The sequence below is a fragment of the Methanocorpusculum petauri genome (assembly GCF_026891975.1).
Taxonomy (GTDB): domain Archaea; phylum Halobacteriota; class Methanomicrobia; order Methanomicrobiales; family Methanocorpusculaceae; genus Methanocorpusculum; species Methanocorpusculum petauri.
In genome coordinates, this window is sequence record NZ_JAPTGB010000001.1 from 41617 (window position 1) to 61626 (window position 20010).

Here is a 20010-nt window from a genome sequence, read left to right on the forward strand (position 1 = left end):
ATCGTCCCGCACCAACATCATTACTACTGATGTCAGGAACGTTTGAACTCAGCTCCTCATTTGCTCCGCGGGGTTCGCAGCCGGAAGCGATTGCCGAGCTGACCGCAGGAATCGAAGACGGCGAACAGTACCAGACGCTCCTGGGGGTGACCGGGTCGGGCAAGACCTTTACGATTGCAAATGTAATTCAGAACGTCCAGAAACCGACACTCGTTCTCGCCCACAACAAAACCCTCGCCGCCCAGCTCTACAATGAGTTCAAGGAGTTTTTCCCGAACAACCACGTGGAGTACTTCATCTCCTACTACGACTACTATCAGCCGGAGTCCTATATCGCCAAAAAGGATCAGTACATCGAAAAGGATGCCCAGATCAACCCGAAGATTGAGATGATGCGGCTTGCGGCAACAGCGTCACTTCTTTCCCATCGCGATACGATTATTGTTGCCTCGGTCTCCTGCATCTATGGTCTCGGTAATCCGGAGAACTTCCGCAACCTGGGATTTGAACTCCGCAAAGGCCAGAAAATCTCCCGCCGCGAGATTATGGAAAAACTGCTTGCCATTCTCTTTGAAAGAAACGATCTCGAACTGATGCCGGGACGATTCCGCGTCAAGGGAGACACAATCGACATCATTCCGGGATACTTCAACGACATCATCAGAATTGAGATGTTCGGTGATGAGATCGACCGCATTGCAGAGGTTGACAAAAACACCGGCAAAGAAAAGGAGCGGCTGGAGTACTTCTATGTATATCCGGCCCGCCACTTCGTAACGCCAGAGTCCGAGATGCAGCGCAGTCTTGCATCGATCCGTGCCGAACTCAGCGAAGTACTTGCCCGCGGGGAGCTGGATGATCTTGCCGCCCACCGGCTGAAGCAGCGGACGCAGTATGATCTTGAGATGATCGAGGAGACCGGTTCGTGCAAGGGAATCGAGAACTACTCCCGCCACTTCGACGGTCGTTGCCCGGGAGAGAAACCGTACTGTCTTCTGGACTACTTCCCCGACGACTTCCTGATGGTCATTGATGAGAGTCACCAGTCGCTGCCGCAGGTACGCGGCATGTACAACGGCGACCACTCTCGAAAGGTTTCCCTCGTTGAGTACGGGTTCCGGCTCCCGAGTGCCTTTGACAACCGGCCGCTCAGGTTCCCTGAGTTTGAGCAGTACATGCATCAGGTGATCTTCGTCTCGGCAACGCCGGGCGAGTATGAACTGTCCCATTCAGCGGGTGCTGTGGAGCAGATTATCCGGCCTACCGGTCTCGTCGATCCGGTTGTGGAGGTCAGGCCGATTGCAGGACAGACGGACGATATCATCAAAGAGATTCATGCGGTGATCGAACGCGGCGACCGGGCACTGGTTACCACCCTGACCAAGAAACTCGCCGAGGAGCTGACCGAGTATCTTGCACAGCAGGGAATCAGGACACGCTATCTCCACTCGGACATTCAGTCACTGGAACGCACGGAACTGATCCGTCAGCTGCGGCTCGGTATGTTCGATGTGCTGGTCGGTATCAACCTGCTTCGTGAGGGTCTTGACATTCCCGAGGTCGGGTTCATCGGTATTCTTGATGCCGATAAGGAGGGGTTCCTCCGCGACTCCCGCAGTCTGATTCAGATCATCGGTCGGGCAGCACGAAACGCCGAGTCACGGGTTGTGCTGTACGCTGATAAGATTACCGAGTCGATGCGGGTGGCAATGTCCGAGACGTCCCGCAGACGCGAGATGCAGATTGCGTTCAATGCGGAGCACGGCATTATTCCAAAGACGATCAAAAAACCGGTGCGGGAAAAAGAAGTTGACATCAAAGATGTCAAGCATCTGCCAAAGTCGGAGATTCCAAACCTTATCATTGAGCTTGAGGCGGAGATGAAGGCGGCAGCCGGTTCGCTGGATTTCGAGCGGGCAATTGAGCTTCGGGACAGGATCAAGGGGTTGCGGGACGGGCTTTGAGCCGCCTGCCGGCAGAAACCCGATGCCATTAATACCTTCTTCCAACCATATACATGTGTTATGACTCTCGCACTCCTGTCGGTCTGGGACAAGACCGGCATTATTGATCTTGCCAAAGTCCTGGCAGCAAAAAATATCGGTATTCTCAGTTCCGGTGGAACCGCAAAGACTCTTCGGGAGGCAGGAATTCCGGTGAAGGACGTTTCGGAGTATACCGGTTTTCCTGAGATGATGGATGGCCGTGTCAAGACGCTGCACCCGAAAGTGCATGGAGGACTGCTGGGACGCCGCGGTACAGATGATGCGGTCATGCAGGAGCACGGTATTGAGGGGATTGATATTCTCTGTGTCAATCTCTATCCGTTTGAGGAGATGTCAAAAAAGAATCTGCCGCTCAACGAGCTGATCGAGTTTGTGGATATCGGCGGGCCGGCGATGATCCGCGCAGCGTCCAAGAATTTTAAGGATGTTGCGGTGGTTGTGGATCCGAGTGATTACCCGATGGTGATTGATGCGGTGAACGGCGGCGGCTTTACGTATGAGCAGAAGCTTGGTCTTGCGGCAAAGGCGTTTACACGGACTGCGGCATATGATGCAGCAATCTCGAACTATCTGAATGGTATCGGTGCCGAGTTCCCGTCAACCTATACGGTGCAGTTTGCCAACGGCCGCCATCTCCGGTATGGGGAAAATCCGCACCAGAAAGCTGCGGTGTACGGAACGTCCGGGATTGCCGGTCAGACGGCTTTGCAGGGGAAGGAGATGTCCTACAACAATTATCTGGACGTGCACGCCGCGGTCAGTCTCTGCCGCGAACTGCCGTCCCCCGGAACAGTTATTGTGAAGCACAACAATCCCTGCGGGGTTGCGACGGGCGCAACCCAGCTTGAGTCCTATCTCAAGGCACGCGAGGTTGATCCGGTTTCTGCCTACGGTTCGGTTGTGGCGATGAACAGTCCGGTCGGAAAGGATGTTGCAGAGGAGATCTGTTCCACATTTGTGGAGGTGCTGATTGCCCCGTCCTTTACCGATGAGGCACGGGAAATTATGCGGAAAAAGGAGAATATGCGTCTTCTGCTTCTCCCGCCGGAGGTTCCGGCGGATGAACTGCGGACGATCGACGGCGGGGTGCTGGTGCAGAGAACTCCGGCGTATGAAGAGGGGTGGACGGTTGTCTCCAAACGTGCGCCGACCGCGGCGGAGACTGCGGCGATGCGGTTTGCCTGGAAGATTGTGAAGTATGCGAAGAGCAACGCGATTGTGTACTCAAATGCAACCGAGCTGGTGGGTATTGGTGTCGGCCAGATGAACCGTGTGGATTCGGCGAAGATTGCGGTGATGAAGGCGGCAGAGTTCGGCCGGACGATGAAGGATACGGTTGTGGCGTCGGATGCGTTCCTGCCGTTTGCGGATACACTGGAGGTCGCAGCGGCTGCCGGGGCAACCGCGCTGATTCAGCCGGGCGGTTCGATCCGTGATGATGAGGTTATTGCGAAGGCGGATGAGCTGGGTGTTGCGATGGTGTTTACCGGAACCCGGCATTTCCGGCATTAACTTCTTTTTTTTAACGTCGTGCACAATTTGTATATACTCTTGGGGCACAGTATTTGGTATCTCCAAAAAGAGGTGCATAAAAGTATGGTTATTGGTATTGTAGAGAACCTTCGCGGTTCGTATGAGTACGCAAACAAGGCGCTGCATTCTTTCAGCGACTGGGTAATTCTGATCACGATCTGTCTGCTGACACTGGCAGGGGCTGTCCTGATGGCTGTTGGTCTGTTCGGGTTTATTGCTGCGTCCATGGAGGCAATTGCTCCGGGTTCGGCGACTCTGTTTCCGGAGAGCATTCCTTTTGCCGGAGTGGTTGGTGCATTTTCGCTGGCTGCTCTGTGTATCGGTGTGATTTTTACCCTCATCTTCAGTATTCTGTGGACAGGTTTTATTCTGCGGGTGTACCGCGGCGGTGAGCTGAAGCTCGGTTCCTGGGGCGGCATGTTCCTTGACGGTCTGCTGGCAACGATCATTTCGCTCGTGTACTGTATTCCATATATTGTGATATCCGTGCTGCTGATGTTCGGTCCCATGGACAATGCGGCATTTGTTCTTGGTTCAATGGTCATCCGGTTCGTTGTGCTGCTGATCACCTGTATGGTACTGATCATGGCGCTGATCCGGTTTGCCAAGGAGCAGCGGTTTGGTGCGGCGTTCCAGATGAAGGAACTGTTCAACGTTATTGCGACGATCGGCTGGCTGCGGTATCTGGGCAACATTATTGTTGTCGGCGTTGTTCTTCTGATTATCTGCGTCATTCTGCTGGTGATTCTGGTGGTCGGCTGGGTTCTGTTACTTGTTGTTATGCCGCTTCTGACCATCTGGGAGGCAAAGTTCTTTACGAATCTGTATGAGTCGGCGGTTGCCGCGTCCGCACCCGCAGTTCTTGAGGAGTAATCCTCTTTTTTTTGTTGTTTTATGTAATTTTCAAAAACTGTTGTCAGCGTATACTGACTGAGGTCTGCTGTTTGTTTCGCATTCCGGCAGGTATATGTGTGACGTGGCAAGATATTTTTTGTTCACCCGGGAGGTGAATGTGTATGACAATTGATGTGACTGATAATCTTGGCAAGTCCTTTCAGTATGCAAAGGACAATCTGGTTGGAAAGTGGATAACGTACGTGGTTCTGTTTGTGTGTGCACTTATTCCGCTTGTGAATCTGCTGACTCTGCCGGGTTTTGCGGTGAGGGTGTTCCGGAATAAGTTCGCCATCGGGGACTGGGTCGAACTGGTGATCGATAGTGTGAAGGCGCTTATCATCGCGGTTGTGTACCTGATTATTCCGGCAGTTGTTGCCGCCGTTTTCGGCGTGCTGTTTGGTGCTGAAAATATTGTTACGATTGTGGTTTCCTTTGTTGTCTCCTTGTTGTTTGTACTGCTGCTGATTATTGCCCTTATCCGGTTTGCAAAGGGAAGTTTTGGTGATGCATTTCAGCTTGGTGCGGTTTTTACGAAGATCGCTTCGATCGGCTGGCTGAGCTATCTGATTGCGGTTCTTGTTGCCTATATTATCATGTGGGTTCTTGGCGCGGTATGTGGTTTCCTTGGTGGTATCGGGTGGCTGATTATGGCACTTCTGACGCCGTTTGTGCTGATCGGTTTTGCCAGATATTATGCAAACGTGTACGAGTCCGCATAAGATGTGCGGGAGGAGGGGAGGGGAGGGGCTGCGGTGTTTTTTTCCCTGACTCTTTTTTTCCGCGCAGTTTGGATGTTCGGACGAATTGATGTTTACCAATTGCCGAATTTTCCATCATATTGTGGTAAGTTTTTGAAATAGCCCTGTTTTCAGGTATTTTTTCGTGGGTTTTTTTCGGAGGGGAAAATCACGAAAAAATGCATTGGTTTGCGAAACCGACTGATATTCAATCGTTGTCTGACAAAATTATGAGATACTTATATATAGAAAGACGCAGATGTATCTATAACCACAAAAAGAGGTGGAAATTTATGTCTATTGGTATTGTAGAAAACCTGAACAAGTCTGTGGACTTTGCGAAGAACCGACTGTTCGGAAACTGGGTTGACTGGCTTATTCTTATCATCCTGTGTATCATTCCGTTCATCGGCTGGCTGCTCCTGCTCGGATTTATTGTTCGCGTGTACCGCGGCGGCGAGGCAAAACTCGGCGAATGGATTAAGATGCTGATTGATGGTATCCTTCTGGTCATCATCGCGATTATTTATGGTATTATCCCGGCGATTGTCGGTATGATCTTTGGTGCATCCCTTTATGCAATCAATCCGATGGACCCGATGGGATCACTTACCGCACTCACGGCGGGAGTCAGTATCATTGGTGTGATCGTTACGTTGATTGTTTCCATCATCTTTGGTATCATGGGAACGATGGCAATCGTCCGGTTTGCAAAGGAGGAGAGCCTTGGTGCAGCATTCCAGTTTGGCGAGATCTTTAAGATCATCGGTAAGATCGGCTGGGTGCACTACATCCTGTCCTGGATTGTGCTTGCAATCATCTTTGCGGTCATCTTCTTCATCTTCTTCCTGCTGGCGCTTGTGATCATCGGTCTGATTCTGATGCTGATCTTTGCTCCGTTCCTGGCCATCTGGGAAGCACGGTACTTCGCCCAGCTGTACGAGTCCGCGTAAAACCGGTTCATTCAATTTTTTTCTTTTTTCTGTTCTGGCGGTTTTGTTTCAAATGTCTAAGTTTGTTCGGATTGTCTGATTGGATTGGTGTCTTGGGTAAAATCACATGCTGAAGATTCCCGAAAACAGCTACCGAGGTGACCACGTCATACGATACAAAATCCCGTTACTTTGCTGGCAGGATACCGGTTTCGGCGAACACGCTTTCTGCATCCGCAGATGCTGCTGTCCGGGGTTCTGGCGCTATGCACGGTCCCTACCGTGCATGTGATTCTGCAAGGTACAGAGAGGCGCCGGTCTGCCGGTGCCGTGTTCCGGACCCATGAGTTTACGATTGTTGGAGGAGGTCCGGAGACGGCGCGTGCCGCCTGGATACAGGCGTGGCGTGTTCTGTGCCGCCGGTGATGCCAGTACAAAAATGAGGAAGAGCGGTTCTGCTCTTCTTACGTTTTTCTTCTAAGGAGAACTCCCGCGGCAAGGAGTCCTGCCAGTACGCCGAACACAGGTGCGGGTGTCTGGACTAAGGTGCGGCGGGGTTCTGTGGCGGTTGTTGCCGCCGGGGTTGTCGTGGTGGCCGCAGTTACGGGAATCTGTGTTACAGTTCCGGTTGCGGCAGTGGTCGCGGTTATTGTCGGCTGGGTGGTTGCCGTGGTGCTGGTCCATTTTGCATACAGGGTCATGTCGCCCGGAATGCCGTCGGCGAAGTCCCAGGGTTGTGTGTGCCCTGCATCTTTGTACCAGCCGGTAAAGGTGGAACCGTCCTTGACGGGGTCGGCGGGTTTTGTCACGCGGTCGCCGTAGGAGAGGCCGGTGGCGGGGCTGATGAAGCTGCCGCCGGAGGTGTCGAAGAGGACGCGGAAGGCGTTTTCCATGTTGCCGTCACCGGAGGAGCTGCCTCCGGAGGGACCGACCGAAGGCTGCGGCTGTGGGTCAGGCTCGGGGAGATCATTGATGGTGAGGGTGAAAGTTTCGTTGCAGGAATTCTGGCCGTTCGTTACATTGATCCAGAACGTGTAGGTGTTGGCCACCGTCGGTGTGCCGGAGATCCGGTACTGTCTTTCTTCCACCTCTTCCAACGTCAGGCCGGGCGGTAGCGATGGTTCATCGTATGTCCATGTTAGCGGTGAGGAACCGGTTGCATTGATGACCTGGCTGTATGGTTCGTCAACCATGCCGGCAGGAAGTGACTCAGTGATAATTTTCACTGGTAAAGCTGTGACGATGAGGTTTTTGTCATCGTCAGAAGGGGTGAGGGTATACTCCTGGGACTTCTGGAGCTGGAACTTGTCCTGAATCTCCGATGCGGTGAGGATGGAGGTAGAATTGATCTTGATAAGTAGGTAGCCATTCGTGATAACTTTTGAATCACCGGTGATGTTTGTGGCACTGCCGGTAAATGAGGTGCCGTTGACCATGACGAAGGAAGAACTACTATCTATATACAGTTCGTTGTCCGCAGCGATCGTTACGCTGCCGGACATCGTGAGCGTGCCCTCATTGACGAATACCCCGCCGCCGCCATTACTGGCGATGTTGCCGGAAATCACACCGCCGGACATCGTGAGCGTGCCCTCATTGACGAATACCCCGCCGCCCTTATCATCGGGGTTGTTGCCGGAGATCTCTCCATCAGTCATCGTGAACGTGCCCCCATCGACGTATACTCCGCCGCCTCTGTACCCAGTGTTGCCGGAGATCTCTCCACCGTTCATCGTGAACGTGCCCCCATCGACGTGTACCCCGCCGCCGTATTGGGTCCCGGTGTTGTTGGAGATTTTTGCATCACCGGACATTTCGAACGTACTGCCCTCATTGCCGCATACCCCGCCGCCGTTCTTCGCGTTGTTGCCGGAAATCACACCGCCGGACATCGTGAACGTGGTGTCATCATCCATGTATACCCCGCCGCCGTCGTTGTACGCGATATTGTTGGAGATTTTTACATCACCGGACATCAGGAACTTACATTGGGAGAGCCTTACCCCTCCGCCATAATCCGCTTTGTTGTCTGAGATTTCTCCGCTGGTCATCGTAAACGTGCTGCCCATATTGCCGTATACCCCTCCGCCATGAGCCGCTCTGTTGTCGGAGATCGTTCCACCGTTCATCGTGAACGTGCCCCCATCGACGTGTACCCCGCCGCCATAACCCGCTTTGTTGTCTGAGATTTCTCCGCTGGTCATCGTAAACGTGCTGCCCATATTGCCGTATACCCCTCCGCCATGAGCCGCTCTGTTGTCGGAGATCGTTCCACCGTTCATCGTGAACGTGCCCCCATCGACGTGTACCCCGCCGCCATAACCCGCTTTGTTGTCTGAGATTTCTCCGCTGGTCATCGTAAACGTGCTGCCCATATTGCCGTATACCCCTCCGCCATGAGCCGCTCTGTTGTCGGAGATCGTTCCGCTGTACATCGTGAATGTGCCTCTGCCGGTGACGTATACCCCGCCGCCGGCATAACTGGCGATGTTGCCGGAGATTTTTGCATCACCGGACATCTCGAACGTGCTGCCATCATTGACGAATACCCCGCCGCCATATTCCGCGTAGTTGTTAGTGAGCGTAACTCCGGCATTCATCGTACAGGATGCACCATTCCTGATAGAGATGAGAGATTCCTTATTTGTACCGAACGTATCCTTCTGTCCGTCAATGGTCAGCTTCGATGAGCCGTCACCGAGCGTGAGGGCTCCACCGGTGACTTCGATGAGGGTGATGTCGTTCTTACCACGCCAGATGGTGATGCCGTCACTGAGGATGGTCATGTCACCAGTGATGTTGATCGTACCGGTGACCTTGATGTCCTTCAGAAGCTTGAGCGTGCTGTCGCCGGATAGGATTGCGTTACCATCGCCGAGCGCTTCTGCAAGTTTTTCTGCGGTGTCAAACGTATCGCCACTGCCATCGAACACCACCGCATCATCCGCGGAGGCCGCCGCTGGTACGGCACACACCACCGCAAACAGCAGCAGAACTGCGGCGGCGAACATCCCGCGCCGCAGAACAGAATTTATCGGGAGCGCGGAGAACACACGCTCCTGGACACATATTGACTTCATGAAAATTCCTCAGAATAGGAATAGTTCCCGAAAAATACGGTGAATACGGAGCTGAAACGCGAATGAATCTCAGGATGCTATCCTATCGTAAGAGGATACAAAAATACGGGGACGAAACAACACAAAAACAAAAATGATCGACAATACCGACAAAAAATATTGTCGCGCACCATGATCAGTACGTCGGAAAAAAGTAAAAAAACCGAAATGAACCCCCATTCCGGAAAGATGAAGCTGTGGCAAATCGGGTGTCAATTCGTATTTCGAGGTGGTTAAAGGATATCTTTATCCTATCTGGAGTATTATATCCTCTTACGATAGTATATCAACTCCATCCCATTCTCCCTCTTTCGCTGATCTTCCGCGAATATGTGTGAATTACGCACTTTGCCGGAGGTAAACAGGCTGAAGGCCAGACGTTCTGTAGATCCCCCAAACAAAATCACCGCGAAAAAAACCGGAAAAAACCGATCAGATATCCTGTACACGTTGAGATTTTTGGAGCAGAACCGGTCCCAGCGCAAAATATAATAGCCGGTGAGACGACTTTACTGTATGAACTATAAACTTGTGACCGCGTGTGTCCTGCTGCTTGCAGCTCTGGTGCTTGCGGCGGGTTGTGTCAATCCCGACACGCCGTCTCCTACTGCAACACCGACACCGACAGTTGAGCCGACACAGTCCGGCAACTCGGATTTCAGCCTGACTCCCGGCCCGACCGATTCTTTTCCGGATGGAAAATCGGTGACGGTACAGATCGGCCGTGACTCGAACAAGCCGACGATTACGGCAACCTATTCCGGCGGGAAGGGAACGAACCAGATCAGCAGGATTGAGGTAACGCTCTACCGTGCAGATGATAAGGAAGTCATTACCCAACAGTTTGGAAAAGAGCCGAAGATCGGATCCGAACTGGTCTTTGAGGGTTCTTCCACACCGTCCACGGACGATCGGGTGAAGGTTGTTGCCTACTACTACTCCGGTGAGGTTGTGGTTGTGAGCGATGATCTGTATACCTACAAGAAGAGATCCTAAATCCCCGAAAAAATTATTTTTTTATTCTTCTTTTTTGTGCCAGGTTATCAGCAGGCCGTCATCGATCTTTTCAACGTTTTTGAGTGCAAGACGAGTGAAGCCTTCGGCACGGGTGAAACCGCTCCCGTCCACAAAGGTTGGTGCGTCGGTGCCGCCGATGATTAATGCCCCTACGTAGATGCGGATTTCGTCGAAAAGTTTCTGGCTGGTGAATGACCAGAGGAGGGTTGCCCCGCCTTCAACCATGAGTTTTTTGACGCCCATTTCTCCGAGTTTGTCTAGGACGAGGGTGAGATCGACTTTGTCGGTTCCGGCAGAAATGACGGTTGCTTTTTCTGCAAGGGCAGCGACGCGGTCCGGGGGTGCGGTTTCCGCGACGAAGATTACCCGCTGTCCGGTTCCTTTTTTGAACATGTCCCCGTCCGGAGGCATTCGTGCCCGGCTGTCGATTACCACCCGCATGGGCTGTTCGGTTTTACCTGCGGCGGTGCGTTCTGCGATGAGGTCAGGGTTTTTGAGGCGAAGGGAGGAGTCGTCGGCAAGAATGGTGCCGATGCCGACCATGACGGCGTCACAGTCGGCCCGCAGACGGTCTACGCGGGCGAAATCCTGGTCGCCGGAGATTTTGGTCTGCCGGTGTTCTTTGGTGGAGATTTTCCCGTCAGCGCTCATTGCAGCATTGATGATGACATAGGGACGCATGTATGTCCCTTTGTATTGGAGGGATATATACGTTGCAGGTTTGGGGAAAAACGCTTCCCTCTTACCTGCTTACATTTCCCGGAAAATCATTGCCGGGATTTGATCCAAAAGTCTGAAACGTCTTTTATTGCAGGATCAAAAATTATCTGAATAAAAAAAACTTTGACTTTGGTTTTGCTTGGAGTAACCATACACGGAAATGTTTTCGGGAATTTTCAGCACGTGGTTACTCCAAACAAAACCACACTCACCACTCACCCGCCTGCTGTTTCCAGAAAAACCGAAGAACTTCATTTCGTGGTATCATTCATCCGCGTTTCCGCACTGCTGCAAACTCGCGTTCCAGCACCGTCAGCTCCTCGCGGGTATTGATATTAAACGCCAGACCCGGCTCATCCAGCAGTAGACAGTACTCCTCCTGCACGGATCCAATCAAACTGCCGGTCAGAATATTCACTGCACACGGCGTTGCCGGAATTCCACAGACCACCTCACGATAGCGGGGCTGCATCCCGAATACCTCGCACCGGCTGACCGGCACCCATGCCGAACACGCCGGCAGACAGGACGCGGCATGTGCCGCACGAATGCGGCAGATAATGTCGCGGGTAAGGCAGGGAATATCTGCGGCGGACGTAAACAGCGGCCCTTCCACCCCGCACTCCTCCACCGCCTCGGTCAGATCCTCCACATACCCGATCCCTGCTGTATCCAGATACGCAACCCCGTTTGCCCGGCACCAGTTCCGTGTAAACGGTGTCTTATACGACGTCACCACCACAGGTTCACAGTCCGCATCACCAAACGCATCCAGCACCCAGGAAATCATCGGCCGCTCATGCACCATCACCAGCGCTTTTTCCCCGAGCCGCAGACGAGACCCCTCGCCGCCCGCAAGAATCAGTGCAAGCATGCAGAGATTGCCTCCAGAACCCGGACGTTTCTCTCGCGGGTCTCCACCGACACCCGGATACACTCCGGAAGGCCGAACGACGTACAGTCCCGGACTAAAATTCCTTTATCAATCATCGCACGGGTAAAGGCAGCCGCATTGCGGTTCAGATGAATCAGAATATAATTGACTGACGACCGTTCGTATGACAGCCCGAGTTCATCCAGACGGGCATAGTACCATTCACGTTCGGCGGCAATTCGTTTGGCCGCGTCGCGCAGCTCATGATAATGGACAAACGCGAGTTTTGCATAATACTCCGCAAACGCATTGATCGTCCACGGGGTTCGTGCCGTCTCGATCTTTTCGATCAGATCCGGCGGTCCGAACCCGAATCCGAACCGGATTCCCGGCACTGCAAATGACTTTGTCAGCGACCGCATCACAAACAGATTTTCGGATCGGACATCCGTGATCGAATCTTCCGGGCAGGACAGATCCATAAATGCCTCATCCACAAACAGCTGTGTTCCGGCCGCACAACACTGATCAAGTTCTGCAAACATGATCTTGCGGGGAAGAAGCGTCCCGGTCGGGTTGTTCGGATTGCAGATAAACCGGACCGTAGGCACACGATCCCCAAGCATCGCTCCCGGCAGCACTGCAGCCCCTGCAAGCTCTGCGGAAAGACCATACTCCGCAAACGTCGGCGGATCGATCTGCGCGGTATCACCCCGGGAAAGTACAGTATGACAGTACACCCGGATCAGTTCCGCAGACCCGTTTCCAAGACAAATTTCGTCGGTGGTACGCGAAAAGACACGGGCAATACTTTCCTTCAGCTCGGCATAGCTGTCGTCCGGATACATGGACAAATCCGCGCAGGAAAAGTCAGCCCCGACCTGCGGTACAAAGGGGTTCATGCTTGCGCTCACATCAAGAAAATCATGACCGAAAATACGCCGCAGTTCCTGCACTTTTCCCCCGTGAACTGCTTTTTCCGGAAAATGTCCTGCCATGATGCCGTGTTCCTGATCCTACTATTCACACCCCGGACATAAATAAAGTGCAGAAACGAAGGATTTCTCATTTAATCTGCTCCGCGACATATCCATATCTATATATACCAAGAGATTCAATTATGATTTGTCCAAATTAGGACGTCAGTCGAATGTCTTACAAACGTCAGACAAATGTCGGACAAATGACTGACAATTGTCTGAATGGAGTTACAATGGACAGAATCACCATCCGCCTACCGCCGCAGCAGGTTGAACTGCTCGAGAAACTCGTGGAAACTGGGGAGTTTCCCACCGTGTCAGAAGCCGTCAGATATGCTGTAAGAGAGTTTCTCGCTGGAAGATCAGAGCGGATTATCCGTGAAAGTGAACAGGTATCCACATTCGACGTACGACTCTAAAGTTAAAAATTATTGGGGTGTGAAAAATGCAGAGCATCATTAACGAGGCATTAAAAAACTCAGAACTTGAAAAGGGAATGCAGAAGACCTCCATCGTTGACGACGACGACATGCTTGGACAGCCAAGAATCGTCATCGTCGGATGCGGTGGTGCAGGAAACAACACCATCAACCGTCTCCACAACATGAAGGTTGCAGGATCGGAAACGATCGCCATCAACACCGACAAGCAGCACCTTGACATGATCCAGGCCGACAAGCGCGTCCTGATCGGAAAATCCCTGACCCGGGGCTTAGGTGCCGGAGGATTTCCCGACGTCGGTCGTCGCGCAGCCGAGATGGCCCGCCCGACTCTTGAAGAGATCTTAAAGGATGCAGACCTTGTCTTCGTCACCGCCGGCATGGGCGGAGGAACCGGTACCGGATCCGCACCGGTCGTTGCACAGATCGCAAAAGAGCATGGTGCAATCGTCGTCGCCATGGTCAGCTATCCGTTCCAGGTTGAGCGTGCGAGAATGCTCAAAGCCGAGGATGGTCTGGAAGCAATGCGCCAGGCAGCAGACTCCGTGATTGTTCTTGACAACAACAGACTCAAGAACTTCGTCCCGAACCTCCCGCTCGGCCAGGCATTCTCCGTCATGGACCAGATCATCGCAGAGACCGTCAAAGGAATTTCCGAGACCATCACCGAGCCGTCCTTAATCAACATCGACTACGCAGATGTCCGTGCAATTATGAGCAAGGGAGGTCTTGCAGTCATGCTGGTCGGCGAGTCCAAGCAGCAGAACAAAGCAGAGAGCGTTATCCGCGACTGCCTTGCACACCCGCTCCTTGACATCGACTTCAGAGGCGCAACCGGCGGCCTGATCCACATCACCGGCGGTAATGATCTTACGCTCCATGATGCCGAAGAGATCGCCCAGCAGCTCACCTACGAGCTTGACCCGCACGCAGATGTTATCTGGGGTGCACGTGTCCGCAAGGACTTTGAAGGCAAGGTTTCTGTCATGGCAATCATGACCGGTATCCAGAGCCCGCAGATCCTTGGTGGTCACTCAGTCAACACCGCAACCAATTCTTCCCGTTCGGAAGGAAACATCTACGGATTCCAGTCTTCCTCACCAGCAACCCAGTCCTCCAACAACGCAGCAACCGCCCGCAGCGGCTCAAGCTTTGACTGGATTATGTAAGTCGGGCCTGCCACATCAGAGTTACACAGGTTTCATATATTACACCACAGGTGTTCCGGGAAAAAATATACACACGCTAAACCCTCCCGGAACGAACCCCGCCCAGGATACAAAGAAAGGACACGAAATACGATAGAATATGTTCACACAGGGACGGATTGGATAACACGTACATACAGATCCGTCCCTGGAAACCCCAACCCGAAAATGGGTTGTGGTACCCGCGTCTTTCGTTTTTTCTTCGGTTTTCGATATGTTTAAATTAGTATAGCACCATTTATTATAGGAAAGTCGTATATCTGCAGGGCAGAGACCCGAAAGACAGACGGCAGAAAGTACAGGAGGTTGAATACCATTCGTTCGCTTGAAATTTCAGATTCGTTTTTGTGTCATTTTTCATGCAGTTTTGTATTTGATTCCCTGTTCTTTTCCGTATGTCCCTCCCCTCTCTGATCTGACAGACGACTGCTCAGGATAGGTAAGAACGTTGACCGAAGATCTTGTCGAAAAGAGAAAAACACTCCTTGAAGAGTCCGAAGAACACAAAGCAAAACGCAACGAGTTAAACGCGCAGGCAAGCCAGTTTGCACGCGAGAGAAACGAGTTGAACAATGCAACCCGCCAGTATGTTGAGGATGCACAGAAGAACAAGGAACTTCGTGATCAGTACAACAATGACGTCCAGACTCTGAAAGAACAGCGCAATGAGTTAAACGACAAGGCAAATGCACTCTTTGAGGAGATTGACGCACTCAGGGGCGATGCAGGTTCCGGCGCGGCCGCTGCAAGCCATGAGAAGAAGACATCCGTAAAGGACATCCTCCGTCAGATTGAGTCTCTTGAAGAGAGACAGCAGACTGAGGTCATGACAACGGAAAAGGAGCGCGAGCTTGTTGACAAGATCAAGCAACTCCGTGCCGAAGTCAAAGAGCAGGAAGTTGAGCACGAGCAGAATAAAGAAGTTCGCGGTCGCCTTATTGAGGCCCGCGAGTTCCGCAAACAGGCATCCGCACTCCATGCAGATGTGACTGAGAAGGCAGAACTTGCCCAGAAGCACCATGACCTGATGGTTGAGTGCTACCGGAAAGCCGATAAGTCGCGCGAGGGTGCAGATGCAAAGCACAAGCAGTTTGTTGAGGCTCAGGAAGCAGCAGATGCAGAGCACAAGGCATTCCTTGAGTGCCAGAAGAACCTCCGCGACTATGATAAAGTCCTGACCGGCATGCGCACGAAGCAGAAGAAGGTCAGAAGTGTCAAGGAGAACAAGTCCGCACGCAAGGAGGCAGAGACCATCTTCAATGCTTTCAAGAGTGGCGAGAAGTTGACGACCGAGGATCTGTTAAAGCTCCAGCGGTCGAAGCTTATCTAAATTCCATATTTTTTTCTGTTTTGTATGCAGAGGTACACCGGCTTTATGAGTTACGTGTACGGTGTATTCCGTGGTTCAGGCAAAAATCCACGAGGTCTTCAACCCCGCACGACAGCTCACGTGCTCAGCACGTGGATAACCACCCTCTAAGAGCTAACCCGCCTAGAGTTTCCAGGAAAAAAGACTAAAGTATTTCCAAAGATACCCGGCACGCCCACAGGTATATTATCGAAGAACTCGCAAAACTATAATGAATGACTGCCGGACGGACTCTGATTCTCAGCGTTGATCGTGACGATGATATCGGATATAAAGCAGGAGTGATCAGTCCTGTTGTAGGGAGGGAGGCCTGTCTGGACGCAGCAACACGGCTCGGCATTGCAGACCCCGAGGACTCGGATACGAATGCAATCTTCCAGGCGATTAAAACCTATGACGACCTCTTTGGAAAAGGTGAAGAGGTTGAGGTCGCAGTAATCGGCGGTAATCATATGAATATGCTTGAGGGCGATCGCCGGATTGCAGAGCTTTTGGAAAAAGTGGTGACTGATACCGGCGTGGAAAAGTGTATTCTTATCTCGGATGGTGCGGAAGACGAGTTTGTACTGCCGATTATCCAGTCGCATCTGAAAATTTCAGGCGTGGTGCGGGTGGTAATCAAGCAGCTGCCCAACATTGAAGGAACATATTACATCATCAAAAAGCTGTTCAACGACCCGAAAATTGCCCGCAGTGTTTTGGTGCCGATAGCACTTGCGATGATTCTGTATGTGATTGCATCGCTTGTTTCCGATGAAATTCCTGCAATGCTGGCAGTAATCGGAATCATCGGCGTCTATCTGCTGATTAAGGGATTCGATCTCGATGAGTACATCGGCTATATCTATTACGGTTTTGTTGACTCGTTCCATAAAGGGCGGATGTCGTTTGTGGCGTATATTATTGCCGGTATTCTGGTCATCTGCGGAGTCGTTTCCGGTCTCATGAGTATCATCACCTATTATCCGGTTTCGGGGGATGCGGGACTGCTCTACAATATTATGACGTTCCTGTACGGGGCGGTCATCTGGATGATGGCCGCAGGTCTGCTTGCAGCAGCCGGAAAAATCACCGATTATGTGCAGAACGAACGAAAAGCGCTCGCCCGGATGTTTGTCGTGCCGTTCTTTGTGGTGGCAATCGGTATGATTATGTACGGCGCGGTGATCTATTTCCTGTCAATCTCACCGGTTGAGCCGTTCCCGTTCAATGCAACTGAGGGAATTGTGGCAATTATTCTGCTGACACTGGCAGGACTGATTGTAGCGTTTACGGGAATTTATTACCGGCCTTTGGTTCAGCGGTATGTGCTTGACTGGATTGAACGGAAGATGCGGCAGGATGCGGAGACGGATGAAAAGAGCCGTGCTCCGGTGTATAAGAAGATCAAATATTAATTTTTGTTTTTTTTTTTGAAATGAGAAACGGCTGTACACGTTTGCCGTAACTGGTACAAAAGGAATGCTTTTCTCTAAAGAGACATCTATCTAACTGGGATATCTGCACATGCTCACCCTTGATAAAATCTACCACGCAGCCTATACTCTCCGACCTGTCATCAGGAAGACCGATATCATCTATGCACCAAATCTTAGTAAAGATGCATATATTTACCTGAAAACGGAAAATCTTCAAGTTACCGGGTCGTTCAAAGTCAGAGGCGCCTACTATAAGATCTCGCGGCTTTCTCCGGAGGAGAAGGCACACGGGGTTATTGCATGTTCCGCAGGAAACCATGCGCAGGGTGTTGCGCTTGCTGCCGCGAAAAACGGCATTAATTCCCTCATCTGTATTCCGGACAATGCCCCAATCTCAAAGATTGAGGCAACCAAGTCCTACGGTGCTGAGGTGGAACTGGTCAACGGTGACTATGATGAAGCTTACGCACGTGCCTGTGAGCTGCAGCACAAAGAGGGCCGGACGTTTATCCATCCGTTCGATGATGATGATGTTATTGCCGGTCAGGGAACGATTGGTCTTGAAATTCTGGATCAGCTGCCAAACACCGATGCGGTGATTGTCCCGATTGGCGGCGGCGGGCTGATTGCCGGGATTGCATTTGCCATCAAGCAGTTGCGGCCGGACTGCAAGGTGTACGGGGTTCAGACCGAAGGTGCTCCCGCTATGAAGCAGTCCTTTGATGCGCGTCAGAAGATTCCTGTTTCTGCGGTTTCCACGTTCGCGGATGGTATTGCGGTGAAATGTCCGGGGGATATTACGTTTGATCTCATCAGCAGATATGTGGATGAGATTGTGACGGTGACTGATGATGAGGCGGCAAGTGCGGTTCTTGAACTTATTGAGCATCAGAAACTCATCGCAGAGGGTGCCGGAGCAGTTGCGGTTGCTGCTGCTATGTTTCATAAACTGCCGCTGGAAGGAAAGAATGTGGTCTGCGTGCTTTCCGGCGGCAATATTGATGTAACGATTCTGAGCCGGGTGATTACCCGGGGTCTTCTGAAGTCCGGGCGTGTTGCGAACCTGACGATTCCGCTGATCGATAAGCCGGGTCAGTTACAGAATATTTCGGAGATCATCGCAACCCTGGGCGGCAATGTGGTCAGCGTCCACCATGATCGCGGGGAGGCAAACTCGGCCATTAACAGCTGTGTCATTAAAATCGGTATGGAAACCCGGGATCAGCAGCAGATTGATGAGATAAAGACGGCCCTGACTGATGCCGGTTATCAGCTCATCTGATCCTTTTTTCGTGGGATCCCGCGCGGGTGCAACCGCCTCGGCTGCCGAGGTTCGGTTTTTTGGTCTCCGGACGACAGAACATCCGGCATAATGCATCCGGATTGTAAAACCGGCAGCCTGTTTCGCCGGTAAAGATCAATTGAATGACAAAAAATATCGTCATGATGTGAAAAATATGCAAATTTTATTTGAAAAAAATTTGATCAGCCCAGAGATCACCTAAAGACTAATATCATTACAAAATCAATGCAGTAGTACACAAGGAGTTGTGTACTTCCATGGCCTCAGAGAAATCAAAAGGCGACAATAATGTCATTAAACTAAACGGCGAGAAAAAAATTGTTATTGTGGCGTCCTCCGCCAAAGGAAAAGGCCCAAACGGCAGCAACAATAAACAGAAGGGAAAAACCGTAAAAAAGGCGGCAGACTCCCATAAAAAGCTTGCAAAGCAGACAAAGGCTGCCAAAAAAACACTGAAGGAACTAAAGAAGGAAAAGCAGGCCGCAGAGATTCTGATGAATTACTGTACGTCGATGGGAAAGTACTTCGCGGATCAGAGCGCGATTGATACCCTTATGGATGTTGCCCTCGATTCCCAGAACAGTGTGGATGAGCAGGCCGCAGAGATCATCCCCGATCTTGCTGCAGAGGCAGGAGTTGCAACCGGTGAGACAACCGATGAGTTCCTCAAGGGTTTCCACGAGTCCGAGGAGTACGCGGCAGCACTGGTCGCCTACCGCAACCGGCTTGAGACGGAGAATATTATTCTCGATGAGACGGATGAGGAGACTCCGGAAGAATAATACTTTTTTTCGTCGGCATGACTTTGCTCTAAAAGTCTAAACATGTTTATGATGCCTGACTTGGTTCAATAGTTCTTGTCTGCGGATAGTTGGGCGTGTGGTTGCCCGCGTACTGTACACGTGAGGCGTCTCAGAACGTGGAAGATCTCGCGGACTTTCGTTTGGAGTAACCGCACACGGAGATGCTTGACGTGAAGTGAAGACCTCATGAGACGCCTCACGCGGACAACCACGTGCCAAAGATTCCCGAAAACAGAAATCATGTATTTGTTCGGGAAATACCTCCTGCTTCGAATGCCAGAGTCTGTCCGGACTTTTGGAACAAAGCCGGAATTGTGAGAAGATGTAAAAACCCCTGCATCCAATACTACTCTTGCAAATGTATCTTAAAATACACAATATCCCCGGTCAGGGTGAAATCCTCGCCGTCTGTGACCGCGAACTTCTCAATACCACCCTCACCTGCCCCACCTGCGACATCATTGTTGACCCCGGCTTCTACGGCAACGTCCTCGCAAATGAAACCGAAGTCCTTGCTGCCCTCACCGCCTCAGTCAACGCCAATATCATCGGTAAACGCGTCTGTGACCTCGCCATTGCCGCAGGACTCATCGACAAAGAATCCTGCATCATGATCGGCGACATTCCCCACGCGCAGATTTACGGACTCTGACC

17 protein-coding genes are annotated in these 20010 nt (G+C 51.8%); 13 read left to right on the forward strand and 4 right to left on the reverse strand.

Annotated elements, in window-relative coordinates; all coding sequences use genetic code 11:
• Window positions 1-29: 29 nt before the first annotated feature.
• The 5 genes from uvrB (at window position 30) to O0S10_RS00210 (ending at window position 6126) form a co-directional block, all read left to right on the forward strand.
• On the forward strand, window positions 30-1964 hold the full coding sequence (gene uvrB, locus O0S10_RS00190) for an excinuclease ABC subunit UvrB (protein WP_268923865.1): 1935 nt from the start codon (window positions 30-32) through the stop codon (window positions 1962-1964).
• A 60-nt stretch (window positions 1965-2024) separates the two neighbouring features.
• Complete coding sequence (gene purH, locus O0S10_RS00195; protein ID WP_268923866.1) at window positions 2025-3518, forward strand: bifunctional phosphoribosylaminoimidazolecarboxamide formyltransferase/IMP cyclohydrolase; 1494 nt, start codon at window positions 2025-2027, stop codon at window positions 3516-3518.
• A gap of 84 nt (window positions 3519-3602) precedes the next feature.
• Window positions 3603-4412: a DUF4013 domain-containing protein gene (locus O0S10_RS00200; RefSeq protein WP_268923867.1), complete on the forward strand. Its 810-nt coding sequence runs from the start codon at window positions 3603-3605 to the stop codon at window positions 4410-4412.
• A 143-nt stretch (window positions 4413-4555) separates the two neighbouring features.
• A complete protein-coding gene (locus O0S10_RS00205) occupies window positions 4556-5155 on the forward strand; it encodes a DUF4013 domain-containing protein (RefSeq protein ID WP_268923868.1) in 600 nt (199 codons plus the stop codon).
• Between the two features lie 311 nt (window positions 5156-5466).
• The gene (locus tag O0S10_RS00210) at window positions 5467-6126 is read left to right on the forward strand and encodes a DUF4013 domain-containing protein (RefSeq protein ID WP_268923869.1); all 660 of its coding nucleotides are present in this window, start codon (window positions 5467-5469) and stop codon (window positions 6124-6126) included.
• Window positions 6127-6569: 443 nt separating this feature from the next.
• Here the strand turns inward: O0S10_RS00210 and O0S10_RS00215 are convergent, their stop codons facing one another.
• Complete coding sequence (locus O0S10_RS00215; protein ID WP_268923870.1) at window positions 6570-9185, reverse strand: InlB B-repeat-containing protein; 2616 nt, start codon at window positions 9183-9185, stop codon at window positions 6570-6572.
• 555 nt (window positions 9186-9740) lie between these two features.
• Here O0S10_RS00215 and O0S10_RS00220 point away from each other — a divergent pair.
• The gene (locus tag O0S10_RS00220) at window positions 9741-10220 is read left to right on the forward strand and encodes a hypothetical protein (RefSeq protein ID WP_268923871.1); all 480 of its coding nucleotides are present in this window, start codon (window positions 9741-9743) and stop codon (window positions 10218-10220) included.
• Between the two features lie 21 nt (window positions 10221-10241).
• Here O0S10_RS00220 and O0S10_RS00225 read toward each other — a convergent pair whose 3' ends face one another.
• The 3 genes from O0S10_RS00225 to O0S10_RS00235 all read right to left on the reverse strand — a co-directional run bounded on the left by O0S10_RS00225 (window position 10242) and on the right by O0S10_RS00235 (window position 12833).
• Entirely contained in the window at window positions 10242-10922 is a 681-nt protein-coding gene (locus tag O0S10_RS00225; protein WP_268923872.1) for a 2,5-diamino-6-(ribosylamino)-4(3H)-pyrimidinone 5'-phosphate reductase, read from the reverse strand.
• Window positions 10923-11229: 307 nt separating this feature from the next.
• On the reverse strand, window positions 11230-11835 hold the full coding sequence (locus O0S10_RS00230; protein ID WP_268923873.1) for an NTP transferase domain-containing protein: 606 nt from the start codon (window positions 11833-11835) through the stop codon (window positions 11230-11232).
• Window positions 11823-12833, reverse strand: coding sequence for a pyridoxal phosphate-dependent aminotransferase (locus tag O0S10_RS00235; protein WP_268923874.1), 1011 nt, complete (start codon window positions 12831-12833; stop codon window positions 11823-11825). Before O0S10_RS00235 ends, O0S10_RS00230 begins: the two co-directional genes overlap by 13 nt.
• Before the next feature lie 215 nt (window positions 12834-13048).
• Between O0S10_RS00235 and O0S10_RS00240 the strand changes: the two genes are divergently transcribed.
• From O0S10_RS00240 to O0S10_RS00270, 7 genes are all read left to right on the forward strand, one after another.
• Window positions 13049-13234, forward strand: coding sequence for a ribbon-helix-helix domain-containing protein (locus O0S10_RS00240; RefSeq protein ID WP_268922435.1), 186 nt, complete (start codon window positions 13049-13051; stop codon window positions 13232-13234).
• Window positions 13235-13260: 26 nt separating this feature from the next.
• Window positions 13261-14424: a cell division protein FtsZ gene (gene ftsZ, locus O0S10_RS00245; RefSeq protein WP_268923875.1), complete on the forward strand. Its 1164-nt coding sequence runs from the start codon at window positions 13261-13263 to the stop codon at window positions 14422-14424.
• Between the two features lie 487 nt (window positions 14425-14911).
• A complete protein-coding gene (locus tag O0S10_RS00250) occupies window positions 14912-15793 on the forward strand; it encodes a coiled-coil protein (protein ID WP_268923876.1) in 882 nt (293 codons plus the stop codon).
• Window positions 15794-16047: 254 nt separating this feature from the next.
• The gene (locus O0S10_RS00255) at window positions 16048-17229 is read left to right on the forward strand and encodes a DUF373 family protein (protein WP_268923877.1); all 1182 of its coding nucleotides are present in this window, start codon (window positions 16048-16050) and stop codon (window positions 17227-17229) included.
• A gap of 109 nt (window positions 17230-17338) precedes the next feature.
• On the forward strand, window positions 17339-18532 hold the full coding sequence (gene ilvA, locus O0S10_RS00260; RefSeq protein WP_268923878.1) for a threonine ammonia-lyase: 1194 nt from the start codon (window positions 17339-17341) through the stop codon (window positions 18530-18532).
• Window positions 18533-18810: 278 nt separating this feature from the next.
• Complete coding sequence (locus tag O0S10_RS00265) at window positions 18811-19335, forward strand: hypothetical protein (protein ID WP_268923879.1); 525 nt, start codon at window positions 18811-18813, stop codon at window positions 19333-19335.
• Window positions 19336-19714: 379 nt separating this feature from the next.
• Entirely contained in the window at window positions 19715-20008 is a 294-nt protein-coding gene (locus O0S10_RS00270) for a DUF424 domain-containing protein (protein ID WP_268923880.1), read from the forward strand.
• Window positions 20009-20010 lie beyond the last annotated feature (2 nt).